Source organism: Streptomyces sp. NPDC047117 (assembly GCF_040643545.1).
Taxonomy (GTDB): Bacteria; Actinomycetota; Actinomycetes; order Streptomycetales; family Streptomycetaceae; genus Streptomyces.
The window spans coordinates 22,059-37,205 of the sequence record NZ_JBEYUN010000031.1; the positions used below are offsets into that span (position 1 = coordinate 22,059).

The 15,147-nt window shown below is 75.1% G+C and carries 9 protein-coding genes and 1 pseudogene; 5 read left to right on the plus strand and 5 right to left on the minus strand.

What is annotated here, in order from left to right; translation table 11 throughout:
- The first annotated feature begins 198 nt into the window (after positions 1-198).
- Together ABZ840_RS35790 and ABZ840_RS35795 are read left to right on the plus strand one after the other, a co-directional pair.
- Entirely contained in the window at positions 199-993 is a 795-nt protein-coding gene (locus tag ABZ840_RS35790; protein ID WP_361567634.1) for a GntR family transcriptional regulator, read from the plus strand.
- The gene (locus ABZ840_RS35795) at positions 990-1,763 is read left to right on the plus strand and encodes a sulfite exporter TauE/SafE family protein (RefSeq protein WP_361567637.1); all 774 of its coding nucleotides are present in this window, start codon (positions 990-992) and stop codon (positions 1,761-1,763) included. The genes ABZ840_RS35790 and ABZ840_RS35795 overlap by 4 nt, the downstream gene beginning before the upstream one ends.
- A 54-nt stretch (positions 1,764-1,817) precedes the next feature.
- Here the strand turns inward: ABZ840_RS35795 and ABZ840_RS35800 are convergent, their stop codons facing one another.
- The 3 genes from ABZ840_RS35800 to ABZ840_RS35810 are packed head-to-tail and all read right to left on the minus strand — an operon-like array spanning position 1,818 to position 5,362.
- Positions 1,818-2,228 carry a DUF742 domain-containing protein gene (locus tag ABZ840_RS35800; RefSeq protein ID WP_361567639.1) on the minus strand — a complete coding sequence of 137 codons (411 nt, stop codon included), beginning with the start codon at positions 2,226-2,228 and terminating at the stop codon, positions 1,818-1,820.
- Positions 2,229-2,264: 36 nt separating this feature from the next.
- Positions 2,265-2,699 (minus strand): roadblock/LC7 domain-containing protein, encoded by a 435-nt coding sequence (locus ABZ840_RS35805; RefSeq protein WP_361567642.1) that lies wholly within the window; start codon positions 2,697-2,699, stop codon positions 2,265-2,267.
- The gene (locus ABZ840_RS35810; RefSeq protein WP_361567644.1) at positions 2,696-5,362 is read right to left on the minus strand and encodes a nitrate- and nitrite sensing domain-containing protein; all 2,667 of its coding nucleotides are present in this window, start codon (positions 5,360-5,362) and stop codon (positions 2,696-2,698) included. The genes ABZ840_RS35805 and ABZ840_RS35810 overlap by 4 nt, the downstream gene beginning before the upstream one ends.
- Before the next feature lie 338 nt (positions 5,363-5,700).
- On the opposite strand from ABZ840_RS35810, the pseudogene ABZ840_RS35815 reads away from it, so the two are divergent.
- The 3 genes and pseudogenes from ABZ840_RS35815 to ABZ840_RS35825 all read left to right on the plus strand — a co-directional run.
- Positions 5,701-6,033: pseudogene (locus ABZ840_RS35815) on the plus strand (hypothetical protein); the annotation flags it as partial.
- A 239-nt stretch (positions 6,034-6,272) separates the two neighbouring features.
- Complete coding sequence (locus ABZ840_RS35820) at positions 6,273-7,091, plus strand: IclR family transcriptional regulator (protein WP_361567647.1); 819 nt, start codon at positions 6,273-6,275, stop codon at positions 7,089-7,091.
- 147 nt (positions 7,092-7,238) lie between these two features.
- A complete protein-coding gene (locus ABZ840_RS35825) occupies positions 7,239-8,324 on the plus strand; it encodes an S-(hydroxymethyl)mycothiol dehydrogenase (protein WP_361567650.1) in 1,086 nt (361 codons plus the stop codon).
- Positions 8,325-8,417: 93 nt separating this feature from the next.
- On the opposite strand, the gene ABZ840_RS35830 is transcribed toward ABZ840_RS35825, so the two are convergent.
- Positions 8,418-9,593, minus strand: coding sequence for a histidine kinase (locus ABZ840_RS35830; RefSeq protein ID WP_361567652.1), 1,176 nt, complete (start codon positions 9,591-9,593; stop codon positions 8,418-8,420).
- A gap of 93 nt (positions 9,594-9,686) precedes the next feature.
- On the minus strand, positions 9,687-15,119 hold the full coding sequence (locus ABZ840_RS35835; protein WP_361567654.1) for a hypothetical protein: 5,433 nt from the start codon (positions 15,117-15,119) through the stop codon (positions 9,687-9,689).
- Positions 15,120-15,147 lie beyond the last annotated feature (28 nt).

Here is a 15,147-nt window from a genome sequence, read left to right on the forward strand (position 1 = left end):
GCGTGCGGAGCACGACACTCCGCAACGCCTGCCCGGCGGACCGCCACCCAGCATGCGACAAACCCGCTGGTCAGGCATTTGCGCAGGTCAATACGGGTGGCGTAACTCTGGCGTAATGCCACGGCGGTACCGTCGACGGCTCCGGAGGACGCGGCGGCGGCACAGTGCCGCCACGCGCCGCCACGGAAGGGAGTCGGCATGCGGGACACGGCACCACCGGGTGCGCAGGACGGGGACGACGGGCCATGGGTGTCCTCGCGGCCCCGCGCCGAGCGGGCTCGGCAGCTGGCCGACGTGCTCCGCCACCGGATCACCAGTGGCGCGTACGACGGCGGGGTGCTGCCCGGGGAGAGCGAGCTGGGCGCGCACCTCGGAGCGTCGCGCAACGCCGTACGTGAAGCGCTCGGACTGCTGCGCAACGAAGGACTGATCACCCGCAAGCAGGGCGTGGGCACCACGGTCGTGATGCCCAAGTACGGCCACGGACTGGACCGGCTGGCGGGCCTCGCGGAGACGCTGACCGGGCACGGGACGGTCACCAACGAGGTACGGGCGGCGCGCCCGGTGCCCGCTCCCCCGGCGGCCATCGCGGAGCGGCTGCGGCTCGCCCCGGGCGAAGGGGCGGTGCACATCGAACGGCTGCGCAGGCTGGGCGGCCTGCCGCTCTCCCTGGACACCACGTACCTGACGGACGACATCGGGACGCCGCTGCTCGGCTGCGACCTGGCGCACCGCGACCTGTTCGCGCTCATCGAGGAGACCTCAGGGCAGCGGCTGGGCCGGGCGGAGGTCTCGGTGCACGCCGTCAACGCGGACCCGGACACCGCCGCGCTGCTGGGCGTGGAGGCGGGCGCCGCGGTCTTCGCCATCGAGCGGCTCACCCATCTCGCGGACGGCCGCCCCGTGGACGCCGAGTCGCTGCACATCAGGGCGGACCGGCTGGCCCTGCACGCCACGTTGCACCGCGGCCCGGCCCAGGAGGAGCAGCGATGACGGCGGCCGGTCTCGACACCGCCACGCCGGTGCTGCTGGCCCTCTTCGGGCTGGTCGCCGGGGTGGGCATCACGGCCGTGGGGCCCGGCGGCGTCCTCGCGACCGTCGGGCTGTTCGTCCTCACGGACCTCTCCCCCGCTCAGGTCGCCGGCACCGCCATCGTCACGCACGTGGCGACGGGCCTGCTGGGCACCGCCGCGTACGTGCGCTCCGGCGAGCTGCGGGAGCCCCGTACCCGGCGTACGGCATGGGTCCTGGCGGGTGCGGCGGTGCTCGGGACGCCGCTCGGCGTGCTGGCCAACACCCTCGTCTCCGGGCGGGCCTTCGGGCTGCTGCTGGGCGCCTTCGTGGCGCTCGTCGGCGGACTGGTCTGGTACCGGGAGCGGCGCGCCGCGCCTACGGAGGCGGCGTACCCCTCGCCCTGGGTGACGGCGGCGCTGGGCTTCGGGGTGGCGGTGGCGAGCGGCGTGTTCGGCGTCGGCGGGCCGATGCTCACCGTGCCGCTGCTGGTCGCGCTCCGGATGCCGGTACTGGCCGCGCTGGCCGTCGCGCAGGCCCAGTCGGTGGTCATCGCCACCGCGGGCACGCTCGGCTACGTCGCGCACGGCGCGGTCGACTGGCCGCTGGCCGCGCTCGTCGGCCTACCGGAGCTGGCGGGCGTGCTGATCGGCTGGCGGATCGCCCGCGCGGTGCCCGCGCGCACGCTCAAGGCCGGCCTGGTGGTGGCCCTGTTCGCGCTGGCGCCGTATCTGGCCCTGTACGGCGGCTGAGGGGGCGTACGCGGACGGGCCGGGGCCCGGGGCGTCCGGGCCCGGCCGGGCCGCTCAGAGGGCGCGCAGGCCGTTGATGACTTCGCGCAGGATGCCCTCGTCGGGGAGTTCGGCGGGCGGCACGGGCCGGGTGACCCGTACCAGGTCGGCCTCCATCAGGTCGCCGATCAGGACCCGGACCACGCCGACGGGCAGGTCCAGTTCGGCGGCCAGTTCGGCCACCGAGAGCGGGGCTTCCCTGGTGAGGTCGACGATGTCGAGGTGCTCGGGCGAGAGGGACTGGTCGGTGACCGGCTCGTCGGCGCGGCTCTCCGCGATCACCTGCGCGATCAGGTCGAGCCCGGCGACGGCCCCGCTGGCGGTACGGCCGCGGGTCATGGCGTACGGGCGGACGACCGGGCCCGCCTCGTCGTCGAACCACCGGGCCGGGCCCGCCCCGGGCCCGGCCTGTTCTCCTCGGTTCATGCGGTCACTCGGTTCATGCGGTCACCGTCGTCATCCTCAACTGGGCCGGTCGCCCCTGGGCGCCGTGCCCAGGTGCGTACCCACCCGCTTGACCAGCAGCGTCATCTCGTACGCGATCAGGCCCACGTCGGAGTCGGCGTCGGCGAGCACGGCGAGGCAGCTGCCGTCGCCCGCGGCGCTCACGAACAGGAACGCCTCGTCCAGCTCCACCATCGTCTGGCGCACCTGCCCCGCCTCGAAGTGCCGGCCGACGCCCTTGGCCAGGCTGTGGAAGCCGGAGGCGACGGCCGCCAGGTGCTCCGCGTCCTCCCGGGACAGGTCGGCCGAGGCGCCGGTGGCCAGGCCGTCGCTGGAGAGGATGAGTGCCTTGCGGATGAAGCCGACCCGGCCGACCAACTCGTCGAGCAGCCAGCCCAGTTCGCCCGAGCCCTTCGCTGCGGTCCCGGCTGCTGTTGCCTTCGGTGCGGTCATCGACCGTCCCCTCCCATGTTCTTTCTCGGTGCTGTGCCGCTGCCGTCGTCGCCGGATTCGCGCCGGCCTCGCTGCCAGCCGCGCTGGAGCGATGCCATACGGGCCCGCACGGCCTCGGCGTCACGGTCGGCCGCGGGGTCCGCGGCCTCGGGTGCCGCGCCGGCCTGCTGGTCGGGCGACGCCTTGAGCTGGGGGGCGAGGCTGGCCTGCCGTACGCGCCGGGGCAGGCCGCGTACCGTCCGCGCGGGCTGCGCCTCTTCGGACGGCGCGGGCGCGGCCTCGGGGCGCGCGGTCTCGGAGCGCACGGCCTCGGGGCGCGCAGCCTCGGGGCGCGCGGTCTCTGTGGGGGCAGTCTCGGTGGAGCCGGCCTCGGTGGGCCGCCGTTCGCCGCGGACCTCCTCGGCCGGCCGGTCCGCGTCCGCCACCGGGCGGCCGTGGTCGCTGACCAGTGCCGGGGAGCGGCGGCGGCGCGGCAGGGGCGCGGGGCCGTCGCCCGGGGCCCGGTCGCGGGCCGGGGGTTGCTGCTCGCGCGCCGCGGGCACCGGGCCCGTGGGCTGCGCGGGGCGGCTCTCCTCGGTGCGGCGCTGCCTCCGGGGGCCGCGGAGGGCGTTCGCGTCCTCGTCCGCGGCCGGCCGCTGCGCCGGCAGGTCCGAGGTGCGCTCCGGGAGCGGCACCGGGACCTGGGCGAGCGCCGACAGGTCGCCGCCGCGCGCGGCCGGCGCGGGCCGCTTCACCGGGACCGAGCCGGTGTCCTCGCCGCGGCCGTCGGACGTCTCGGTCAGCAGCGTGCCCGGGATGAACACCACAGCGGTGGTCCCGCCGTACGGGGAGGCCTGCAGCGAGACGCGTACGCCCTGCCGCTGGGCGAGCCGGCTGACCACGAAGAGGCCGAGCCGGTCGGTGTCGGAGAGTTCGAACTCGGGGGTCTCGGCGAGCCGGAGGTTGGCGTCCAGGAGCGCGTCGGCCGCCATGCCCAGGCCGCGATCGTGGATCTCCAGGGTGAAGCCGTTGGCGACCCGCTCGCCGACCACCTGCACGGCGGTGTGCGGCGGCGAGAAGACGGTGGCGTTCTCCAGCAGTTCGGCGGTGAGGTGGGTGAGGTCGGAGACGGCCGGGCCCTCCACCGCGAGGCGCGGCAGCCGCCGCACCTCGATGCGCTCGTAGTCCTCGACCTCGGAGACCGCGGCGCGCACGACATCCATGAGCTGGATGGGCTTGCGCCACTGCCGGGACGGCGCGGCGCCCGAGAGGATGACCAGGCCCTCGGCGTGCCGCCGCATACGGGTGGTGAGGTGGTCCAGGCGGAAGAGGTCGGCCAGCTCGTCGGTGTCCTCCGTACGCCGCTCCATGGCATCCAGCAGGGTGAGCTGACGGTGCAGCAGGACCTGGCTGCGGCGGGCGAGGTTGACGAAGACCTCGGAGACGCCGCGGCGCATGTCGGCCTGCTTGACGGCGGCCTCGATCGCGGCCCGCTGCAGGGTGTTGAGCGCCTGGGCGACCTGGCCCATCTCGTCCTGGGTGAACTCCAGCCGCGGCGCCTCGGTCTCCACGTCGACGTGCTCGCCCGCGGCGAGCCGGCGCATGACGCTGGGCAGCCGTACGCCGGAGACCTCGTGCGCGTCCTTGCGGAGCCGGCTGAGGTCCTTCACGTGCCGGCGGCCCAGCCGGAAGGAGACGATGATCGAGACGAGCAGGGCGACGAAGCCGAGGACGCCGGCGAAGGCGGCCTTGACGAGCACGGTCATCGCGGCGGGCTGGACGCGGTCGGCGAAGCGGTCGCCCGCCTCCTTGTCCATCCGGTCCAGGTCGCCGAGGACCCGGCCCGCGACGCTGTGCCAGCGCTCGGCGTTGACCGCGGTGGGGGCTGCCGAGGGCCCGGCGGCGATCACCCGGTCCTCGAAGGCCTGCAGTTCGCGCGGCTTGTCGCCGTTCCAGTAATCCTCGTAGACGGCCCGCTCGCTCGCGGGCAGGGAGGTCAGGCTGGTGTCGTACAGCAGCTTGCGCTCGGCCACCCGGTCGGCGAAGTCCCGCAGTTCGCGCGGGGTCATCGAGCGGGACACCAGCGCGGCGCTGAGCACCGCGTCCTCGCGGGAGATGGCTTCGCGCCCGCGGGTGATGCTCACCAGCGCGCCGCCCTCCTTGGAGATGTCCGCGTCGGGCAGGAAGTGCAGGCTGCCCATGAAGTCGTAGCAGGGGTCGACCAGGGCGTTGTACTGCTGGAACGCCTCGCGGCGGGTGAGGGTGTTGTTCTCCACCTGCGCGCGCAGCTCGTCCAGGCCCGTGAACGCGTCGAGCGCGGTCCGCAGCCGCGGGCCCGCGCCGCCGGCCAGGTCCCCGCGGATGTCGGAGGAGTCGGCGTTGCTGCGCAGCCGCTCAACGGCCTCGTCCGTGGCGCGGGTTCGGCGGCGCAGGTCGGTCAGGGAGCCCGCGATGCGCGGGTCCGCGAGGTAGACCAGCGTGGCGCGGCGCTCCTTCTGCAGGGCCTGTACCGCGTCCTCCGTCGGATATCCGACCTTGTCGACGATGACCGCGACCTGCAGCAGCTGGCGGGCTTCGCTTCCGGTGACGTAGGTGGCGAACGCCCACATGGCGGTCAGGGACACCAGTGGTACGAGCAACAACGCCACGATCTTCCGGCGGATGGACTTCCCGCGAAAGCGCATGGCCTCCCCTACGTCAACCCCGGCGCGCGGGAATGGTGTTCCGTCAACAAACGGCGCGAGCCTACTACTGTCGGGGGATCAACTCGAAGAGCTGTCCGGCGGAGCGGGCCGCAGGTCAGGCCCGGATAGCCGCCCTTGTCCGGTGATTCCGGGACAACCCGCCCGCCCATGTGGCCTCCGCCACGGAGCGCGGGGCGGGTCACCATAAGATCGGGAACGCCGGTACGCGGCGGCATGTACCGGAGAAATCCGGGCAGTCACCGAAGAGCCGGGCCGGCGGGCAGGCGGGGAAGCACGGGGAGAGTGACGCCTTCATGGACATCGGCAGAAGCGGCACACTGTGGCAGGAGGAGCCGACCGCCCGCCCCCGGATGCCCGATCCGGTCCGCGCCGCCGCCGTACGTGCCGTGATCATCGTGGCGGTGACGCTCGTCCAGGCGATGGTCGCCTTCCTCAGCACGCTCGCCGGTTCCTGGCTCGCCTTTCCCGCGGTGCTCAGCACGGTCGCCTCGACGATCGTCGCCACCTGGGGCGTGCTGGACGTCTGGGTGACCCGGCAGGTGTGGCTCCAGCGCAACGGCGTGGAGTCGCGCCCGAGCAGCACGGCCAGGGCGCTGCGCCGTGAGCGGCGGCGCGCGCGTCGACAGGAGCGCCGCTCGGCCGCCGCCTGAGACCGCACCCGTACCGGCCGTCTTCCTTCGCCACACCGTACGGAGCGGAAAGACTTCCCGCGGTTTGGGCCGCCATCTGGCCTCTTTGGCGTCGATCGGTATGATGACGTTTCCCATTGCGCATCGCTCGGCGTGATGCGCAACTGGGTGACGCGCAACAGACCGAGCTCCGGGAGCGGGTCACGACGGGCTCCCGACAACTGGCCGCACAGGGCCAACGGGCGGTGACGCACAGACCGATGCCGAAGACGACCGACAGCAGCACCAACGAGACCGTCGAGGAAACCGGCGACAGCACACGCGGCGGAGGCGGCTCCGTCCAGTCCGTCGACCGGGCGGTGAGCGTGCTGGAGATCCTGGCCCGGCTGGGCGAGGCCAAGGTGACCGAGCTGGCCGAGGAGCTGGGCGTCCACAAGTCGACCGCCTTCCGGATCCTCGGCGTCCTGGAGAACCGCGGACTCGTCGAGCAGGAGGGCGAGCGCGGCAAGTACTACCTGGGCGCCGGCGTGCTGCGCCTGGCGGGCGCCGCCGCGATCCGGCTGGACATCTCCCAGGAGGGCGCGCCGGTGTGCCGGGCGCTGGCCGAGGACACCGGCGAGACCGCCAACATCGCGGTGCTGGACGGCGACGCGGCGGTCAACATCATGCAGGCGCGCGGCTCGGCCGCGGTCACGGCGTACAACTGGCTGGGCCGGCGCACGCCGCTGCACGCCACCGCGAGCGGCAAGGTCCTGCTGGCCCACCTGCCGCGGGAGCGCCGCGACAACCTGCTGACCCGCTCGCTGCCCCGCTTCACCGAACGCACCCTCACGACCGCGCCGCTGCGCGCGCAGCTGACCGAAGCGCTGGAGCAGGGCTTCGCCTGCACCGCCGAGGAGCTGGAGATCGGCCTGAACGCGGTCGCGGCGCCGGTACGGGCGCACGACGGCGCGGTGATCGGCGCGATCGGCGTGTCCGGACCGGCGTACCGCATGGAGGAGGAGCTGCTGCCGGAGCTCGCCGAACGGGCCGTGAAGGCGGCCGCCGAGCTGTCGCGCGCCATGGGCTTCGCGATCTGAACTCCCTTGCCCCGCAGGGGCGAAAACCTCTTGACGGATCCGCCCCTGAATCCCAGCATGTCTCATATGATGCAACAGACCGCATCATAGGCAACATAAACCGGGCACCGACCTCCGCCGCCGCAGGCGCTGTCGAGGAGTGAAGACATGCCGCACGAAGCCCGCGCCGTCATCGCCGTGAAAAAGGGGGCGCCGGTCGAGGTCCTGCCGGTCCTGGTGCCCGATCCGGGGCCCGGAGAAGTCCTCGTACAGGTGCAGGCGTGCGGCGTCTGCCCCACCGATGTGCACCACCGGGACGGCGCGGCCGGGGACGCGTTTCCGTACCTGCTCGGCCACGAGGCGGCCGGCATCGTCGAGGCCACCGGGCCCGGCTGCGGTGATCTCTCCCCCGGCGACTACGTCGTCCTCGCCTGGCGCGCCCCCTGCGGCTCCTGCCGTTCCTGCCGCCGCGGCCGCCCCTGGTACTGCTTCGACTCCCGTACGGCGCGCGGCAGGACGACCCTGCTGGACGGTACGCCGCTGACGCCCGCGCTCGGCATCGGCGCCTTCGCCGAGAAGGTACTGGTCGCCGCCGGCCAGGCGGTCAAGGTCGACCCGTCGGCCCGGCCCGAGGCCGCCGGGCTGGTCGGCTGCGCGGTGATGGCCGGGTACGGCGCCGCGGTCTACACGGGGCGGGTCGGCAACGGCGACACCGTGGCCGTGATCGGCTGCGGCGGGGTCGGCAACGCCGCCATCGCCGGGGCCTCGCTGGCCGGTGCCCGCCGGGTGATCGCGGTGGACGTGGACGCCCGCAAGCTGGACGCCGCCGAGCGCTTCGGGGCCACCGACACCGTCAACTCCCGCTGGACCGACCCGGTCGAGGCGGTCCGCACGCTCACCGGCGGGCACGGCACGGACGTCACCATCGACGCGGTCGGCAGCCCGGACACCTTCCGGCAGGCGCTCGCGATGCGCGACCTGGCCGGGGTCCTCGTCCAGGTCGGCGCCCCCGAGGAGGACCTGCACGTCGAAATCCCGCTGCACGACCTCTTCTCGCGCGGCGGCGCCCTGAAGACCTCCTGGTACGGCGACTGCCTGCCCAGCCGCGACTTCCCCGTGCTGATCGACCTCCATCTGCGCGGCAAGCTCGACCTGGAGGCGTTCGTCTCGGAGACGGTCGCGCTGGACGACCTGGAGAGCGCCTTCGGCCGGCTGCAACGGGGGGACGTCCTGCGGTCGGTGGCGGTGCTGTGAGCGGCACTCAGGGGCAGCGCGCCCGCCGTCAACCCTGACGAAGGTCGTGGGTGGCCCCGGCCGTTCGGCCCGGGCGCCAGGCCGCCGACCTTCCTACGGTCGGCGGCCATGGAAACCATTCTTCACTTCTCTCTGCCGCGGCGTCTGCTCGTCGCCGCGGCAGCGGTCGTCGCCGGTAACGCGGCCGTGGCGGCGCTCTCGCCCGGCGGACTCGGCCGTCCCGACCCCGTACACGGGAGCGCTGTGCGGGAACGTGGCGACGACGGCGAAGCCCTCCTCCGTGGGCCCGTGGGTGAACGTGCCGCCCGCCAGCGTCACGCGCTCGTCCAGCCCCGTGAGGCCGTAGCCCTCGCCGCTCCGGTCCGGCGCCGCGGCGGGCAGCGGGCCGTTCGTCACCCGTACCTCGGTCTCCCCGGCGGTGTGCCGGAGGCGGACGGCGGCCGTCGAATCCGGCGCGTGCTTGGCGACGTTGGTCAGTGCTTCCTGTACGACCCGGTGGACGGCGCGCTCGGCCATCGAGGGCAGGCCGTCCGCCGCGCCTTCGATGTGCAGCGCGACCGCGAGCCCCGCGGCGGACGCCTCGTCGACCAGGTCGGCGAGGCCCGCTTCGGCCGGCCGCGCGGGCGCCTCCGCCATGTCCTGGCGGAGTACCCCGATCGTCTCGCCGAGCCGCTCCACCGCGGCCGCCGCGCGGGCCCTGATGTCCTGGGCGGTCGCCCGGTGGGCATCGGACAGGCCGGGCGCGAGCTTCAGCGCACCGGCCGACAGGGCGATCAGGCTGAGGTCGTGGCCCAGGACGTCGTGCATGTCCTGGGCGATACGGGCCCGTTCGCGCAGCCGGGCCTGTTCCGCGATCAGCCGCTGCTCGCGCTCCAGGCGCTCGGCGCGTTCCCACCCGGCCCGGATCAGGTCCCGGTACTGGCGGCGGAACCGGCCGGCGAACCAGGGCAGCATGACGGCCCCGGCCAGCACCGCCACGTAGCGGCTCCCCCAGGTGATCCACTCGGGCATCACCGAGACGGCGAGCACGCCGGCGGCGAGCACGGCGATCAGGACCATCGCCACGGCGCGGGTCCGCCCGGGCCGCCGCCCCGCCAGGAACGCGCAGGCGGCGGTCGGCAGTGCGCACCACGGGAACGCCGGGCTCAGGGCGCCCAGCACGGCGGCGCCCGCCAGGGGCAGGCCCGCCGCCCCGGGGAACCACCGGGCACCGCCCTTATCAGCCTCTTCGGGCGGCGCGGCCCCCGCCCCGGTCTTCGGTCGCTTCACCGCGCCACCATACGAAGGGCGTTCGGGCGCCGGACACTGCCGAAAGACCTAGTCCGGGCCGGCCGGTGACGGCGCCGTGTGCGGGCTACCGGCTTACCCCTCCGCCACCGGGCCGTCCGAAGCCGGCTCTTCGGACGCCGGTTCGTCGGAAGCCGCCGCCTCGTCCGAGACCTTTGATTCTTCGGACGCCGGCGCCTCGTCCGGGGTCGTCGCCGGCTCCTCCTTCGGGGACGCCTTGCGGTCGCCCTGCGGGATGCGCGGCGCTTCCTGCTCCTCCGGGCGCTTGAACATCCGGGTCGCGGTGATCTCGCCGTGGATCGTCTCCGCCTCGCGCTGCTGCGGCAGTCCGGGCCGCAGGTGCTCCTCGACGCTGATGTACTTCAGGCCCGCACGCAGGTCCGCGTCGTTCCGCAACCGGATGACCAGCGGGAACTCCGCGAGCGCCGTGGTGTCGAACAGGCCGGTGGTGTACAGCAGCTGGACGCCCAGCGCGTCGGCGACGGCCCGCTGGAGCTCCAGGAGGTACGTGGCGTTGGCGCGGCCGATGGGGTTGTCCAGGAACAGCGTGCCCGCGTGCCGCTCCTTGTCGCGGCCCCGGTCGTTGCTGCGCAGCGCCGCCATCGTGCAGTACAGCGCGATGGCCGCGGTGAGCAGCTGGCCGCCGGAGAAGACGTCGCCCATCTGCCCGACCGGCACCCGCTCGGCACGGAGCACCGCGTCCGGCTTGAGGATCTCCACGGCGACGCCGCGCGGCTGGAGGGCCGCGCCGACGCCCCGCAGGAGCAGGGACATGCCGTCCCGGCGCAGGTCGCTGTTGCGCTTGACGGCCGCCCGGGTCGCCTCGTCGATGACCTCGCCGAGCCGCTCGGTGAGCGTGGCCTGGTCCGGGTCGTCGAAGCGGATACGCAGGAACTCCTGGCCCGACCACTCCCCCAGGCCCTCCGGCAGCCGCGACAGCCGCTGCGCCGACCGCAGCGTGGCCAGCGAGGACTCCACGAGCCCGCGCAGCCGGTCGACGATGCTGTCGCGGTTGCGCTCCAGCTGCTCCAGCTCGTCGGTGAGCACCCGCAGCCGGGGCGCGAACGCCTCGGCCCACTTGGCCGCGTGGTCCGGAAGCGCGGCGGCGGGCAGCTCGCGGATCTGCTGCCGGGCCGGGGTCTTGACCATCTCGTACCGGGTGGAGTTGGCGTGCCGTACGAGCACGTCGCTCGCCTCGCGGACCGCGGAGTCCGCCGCCGACAGGTCGCTCGCGCAGCCGCGCAGCGAGCGGCGGGCCTCGGCGGCCGCCTGCCGGGCCTCCTCCAGCCGCCCCCGGTACGGCTCGGGCGCCTCCTGATCCTCGTCGGGGGTGTTGTCGCGGAGGATGTCCCGCAGCATCGCGGCGGTCTCGTCGAAGCCGCCCGCCGCGTCCTCGGCGGTGCGGTGGCCGCGCAGCAGCTCGGCGTGGGTGGCGCGGGCGGTGTCCAGCGCGTCGGTGGCGGTGGCCAGTTCGGCGTGGGCGGTGCGCAGCAGCTCCTTGGCGCGGTCGGCGTCGGCCGGTACCAGCTCCTCGGGCAGCTCGGTGTGCGCCTCGACGCCCTCGGGGGGCGCCAGCCGCTCCGTCTCACCGCGCAGCCGGCCCAGCTGCTCGCTGGCCGCGGAGGCGCGCGACTCCAGCATCGCGACCAGTTCCTCGGCACGGGCGGCCGCCGCCTGCCGGGACGGGCCGTCGGCCGCGTCCGGGCTCTGCAGCAGGGTCTCGGCGCGCGTACGGACCTTGTTGGTGAGCCGGTCCAGTTCGTTGCGCGCGTTGCTCTCGTCGCCCTCGGCACGCGCCTGCTCGGCCCGCAGGTCGGCGCCGACGCCGACCTTCTCGTACAGCTGGGACGCGGCACGGTAGGCCTCACGGAGCGTCGGCAGCGAGGACTCCGGCGGGGCCTCCTCCTCGCCGAGGTCGTCCGGCACGCCCGCGATCTCGGCCCGCTCGGCGCGGAGCGCACGGGCGGTGCGGCGGGCGTCGTCGGCGGCGCGCTGGGCGGCGCGGCGGTCCTCGTCGGCGGCGCGCGCCCGGTCGACGCACTCCTCCGCCCGGGACTCGTACTCCGCGCCCTCGTCGGCCAGTTCGCGCAGCTTGGTCTGCCAGGCGGCACGCTCGCGGAGCCGGTACGCGAGCCCGGCCAGCGCGTCGGCGACCCGGCGGGCGCGCTGTGCGGCCTCGCCGCGCTCCTCCCGGACGCGGGCCGCCTCGCCGGCCGCCTCGTCCGCCTCGGCACGTGCCGTACGGGACTCGGTCAGCTCGGCCGTGGCGGCGTCGGCGGCCGTACGGGTCTCCTCGGCGGCGGCCTCCAGTTCGGCGAGCCGGCCGGCGGGGCAGCCCGTGCGCCAGGAGGCGAGCCGGGCGGCGAGCGCGCGGTCGGCGGAGAGCCGGGCGGCGAGCTGCCGGATCTCCTCGTCGCGCGCCGTGGCCCGGGCGCGCAGCGCCTGCCGCTCCTCGTCGGCGGCCGACTCGTCGTGCATGGCCGGGTTCGGCGGCACGAGGAAGACGCCGCTGTCCTCGGCCTCCGGGGGCGGGGTCGGCGCGAGCAGGGCGGCGGCGGTGCCGACGGCGACGGCGGACCGCGGCAGCAGCGCGGCCTGGGCCAGCACGTCGCGGGCGCGGGCGTGGGTGTCGGGGTCGGTGATGATGACGCCGTCCACCAGCTCGGGGCGGGCGGCGAGGACCCGGGCGTGGTCCACGGGGTCGACGGACTGGGCGAGGTAGCGCCAGCCGGGCAGGGCCGGGACGCCGTGCTCGCCCAGGTACTCGACGGCGGCCAGCACGTCGGGGCCGGGCGGCAGGAGGCCGCCGTCACCGAGCGCGCCGAGGATGCGCGCGTCGTCGGCGGCGGCGGTCCGCATCTCGAAGAGCTGCCGCTCGGCGGAGCCGACGCTCTCGTCGAGCAGTTCCTTAAGCGCGTCGGCGTTCCGGTCGACCTCTTCGGCGGAGAGGGGGCCGTCGGCACCGGTGCGCCGGGGGCGGGCGGCAGCCGCTTCGTGCGGGCCGTCGCCGTCGCCCTCGTCGTCCGGACAGGCTTCGTCGTCCGCGGACGCGTCCTCAACGGGGGCGGCGTCGGCGGGGGCTTCGGGGACGACGGGCGCGTCGGCCTCTTCGGTACCGTCCGCCGGTCCGGTGTCCCCGGCCGGCGCGCCCTCCGCGGCACCGTGCCCGTCGTACGGGGCGCCTTCCGGCCCCTCTTCCGGCCCCTCTTCCGGTCCCTCGGAGTCGATCCGCGCCGAGACCTCGTCACGGGAGTCCGAATCGGCGGCGTACGTGCCGCGTCCGCCGGCGGGCCGCTCGTCGGAGGCGGGTGCCTCGTCCTCGGCGGAGGCGCCGAGGCCCACCACGCCGGACGCCCAGGAGCCGCCGCCCACGGCCATCGCGTCGGCGGTGCCGGACGTACCGGCCTCGTCCGTGTGCGCGGGCGTGGCGGGCAGCGTCCGGTCCGGGGCGCTGCCCATCACGGGCCCGGCGAAGTACCCGTCGTCCGGCTCGGCGTCGTCCGCGTCCGTAGTGTGCGCACCGGCACCGTCGTCCTCGGGAGCCGCCGCGAGCGCCTCGTCGTCCAGGCGGACCGTCACGCGGAGCGGCGGGTGGGCGTCCGCGGCGTACGGGCGTCCGGCGCCGCGCTGGCCCGGGAGGCCCGGCGCGGGTGCGGCCGGGGCCGTCGGGAGGCCCAGCAGCTCCGCGAGGCGGGGCTCGGCGCCGATGGACTCGGCGGCGCGGCGCTCGGCGTCGTACGCGCGCTCGGCGGCCTGTGCGGCGTCCTCCGCGCGGGCCGCGGCCAGTTCGGCGCGGGACTGGCGGGCCGCGGCCTCCTTGGCGCGGTCACCGGTCACCCTGGCTGCCTCGCGGGCGGTGTCCCAGGACTCGACCGCGGCCTTCTCCGCGTCCGTCGCGGCGAGCGCGGCGCGGGCCGGGTCGGCGTCCGGCGCGGTGTCGTCCAGCCAGCCGGCCCGTACCGCCTCGGCGGTCTCCTGCTCGACCTCGGTCAGCCGCTGCCGGAGGTGCTCGGTCTCGCTGCGGGCGCGCTGCGCCGCAGTGGCGGCGGCAGTGGCGTCACGATGCGCCGCCTCTCCCGTCTCCTGAAGCGCCGCGGACCGCTCCTCCTCCTGGTTGGCCCAGGTCTCCGCTTCGGTAGCGGCGCCGTGCAGCGCCCGTACGAGGTCGGCCGCCGCCTTGCTGCGGGCGGCGAGCGCCGGTGCGGCGTCCCGCTCGGCCTCCTGGATGGCCGCGGCGACGCGCGCCGAGCGGTCGGCCGCCGCGCGGTGCCGCAGCACGGTCTCGGCGGCCTGCCAGGCGGAGTGCAGCGTACGGGCGTCGTTCAGCTCGCGGCGCTGCGCGGCGGCGCCCTTCTCGGCGGCGGCCAGCGCCAGCGAGGCGTGCCGGTAGGCGATCTCGGCGGAGATCAGGGAGCGCCGCTCGCGGGTGGCCTCGGCCTCGGTGACGGCGTGGGCGGCACCGGCGACCTGCTCGGCCAGCTCGGCGGCGCGGCCCCGCTCCTCGGTGGCGCGGGCGTGCAGCCGCTGCGAGAGGTGGCGCGTACGCCGCTCGGCACCGGCGTGCACGTCCCGGGCGCGCTCGCGGTGTTCGGCGTTCTCCGCGATCTTCGAGAGGAGGTCGAGGGAGCCGGCCGTGAAGTCGCGTTCGGCGGTCAGTTCGGCGCGGCGGCCGAGCTTGTGCGCGAAGCCGTGCACGAGGTCGGCGAGGCCGTCGGTGTCCCGGGTGTCCGTGACGGCGCGCAGCAGCAGGTCGGTGAAGTCGGAGTCGTTCTTGACCGCGAAGAGGCCGGCGGCCTCGCCCTCGTCGGCGTTCATCTCCCGCTGGTAGCGGAAGAGTTCGGGGTCCAGGCCCAGCTCGCCGAGGTGTTCGTTCCAGCGCTCGTGGATCTCGACCCAGACGACGTCGAGGTTGGGATAGTTCTTGCCGGCCTCGGTGAGGGCGTCGCGGAAGCCCTTCATCGTGCGGCGGCGGCCCTGCGCCCCCGAGGCGCCCTCGACGATCGGGCGTACGGCGGTGGACTCGGCCACGGGGAGGGAGTCCAGGCTCATCCCGGGCCCCGGGCGGAAGCTGTACCAGGCCTCGGCGAACTTCCGCGGGTCGTTGGAGACCTGGCGGCCGCGCCACTCGCTGACCTTGCCGACCACCACGGTCTCGCCGGTCACCGTGTGCTGCCACTCCAGCGCCACGTGGCCGCAGTCGTCGGCGAGCAGGAACTTGCGCAGCACGCCGGAGCTCGCCCCGCCGAGGGTGTTGCGGTGGCCGGGCAGCATGACCGAGAAGATCAGCTTGAGCAGTACGGACTTGCCGCCGCCGTTCTCCAGGAAGAGCACGCCGGCGGGGGCCGGCCGGCGCGGCGGGCCGACCGGCTCCTCCTCGAAGAAGTCCGCCTGGGCCGGGGCCGGTCGGGGCACGGGCTCACCGACTCCGCGCAGGTCCAGGACGGTGTCGGCGTAGCGCGCACCGGCGGGCCCGATGGAGTAGAGGCGAACCCGGGACAGCTCGTACATAGAGGCGGACTCTCGTTGTCGTGACGGT

Excerpts from the sequence above, each read along its gene's own strand:
- ABZ840_RS35790 (WP_361567634.1), top strand. The coding sequence starts at position 199 with ATGCGGGACACGGCACCACCGGGTGCGCAGGACGGGGACGACGGGCCA.
- ABZ840_RS35795 (WP_361567637.1), top strand. The coding sequence starts at position 990 with ATGACGGCGGCCGGTCTCGACACCGCCACGCCGGTGCTGCTGGCCCTC.
- ABZ840_RS35800 (WP_361567639.1), bottom strand. The coding sequence starts at position 2,228 with ATGAACCGAGGAGAACAGGCCGGGCCCGGGGCGGGCCCGGCCCGGTGG.
- ABZ840_RS35805 (WP_361567642.1), bottom strand. The coding sequence starts at position 2,699 with ATGACCGCACCGAAGGCAACAGCAGCCGGGACCGCAGCGAAGGGCTCG.
- ABZ840_RS35810 (WP_361567644.1), bottom strand. The coding sequence starts at position 5,362 with ATGCGCTTTCGCGGGAAGTCCATCCGCCGGAAGATCGTGGCGTTGTTG.
- ABZ840_RS35820 (WP_361567647.1), top strand. The coding sequence starts at position 6,273 with ATGCCGAAGACGACCGACAGCAGCACCAACGAGACCGTCGAGGAAACC.
- ABZ840_RS35825 (WP_361567650.1), top strand. The coding sequence starts at position 7,239 with ATGCCGCACGAAGCCCGCGCCGTCATCGCCGTGAAAAAGGGGGCGCCG.
- ABZ840_RS35835 (WP_361567654.1), bottom strand. The coding sequence starts at position 15,119 with ATGTACGAGCTGTCCCGGGTTCGCCTCTACTCCATCGGGCCCGCCGGT.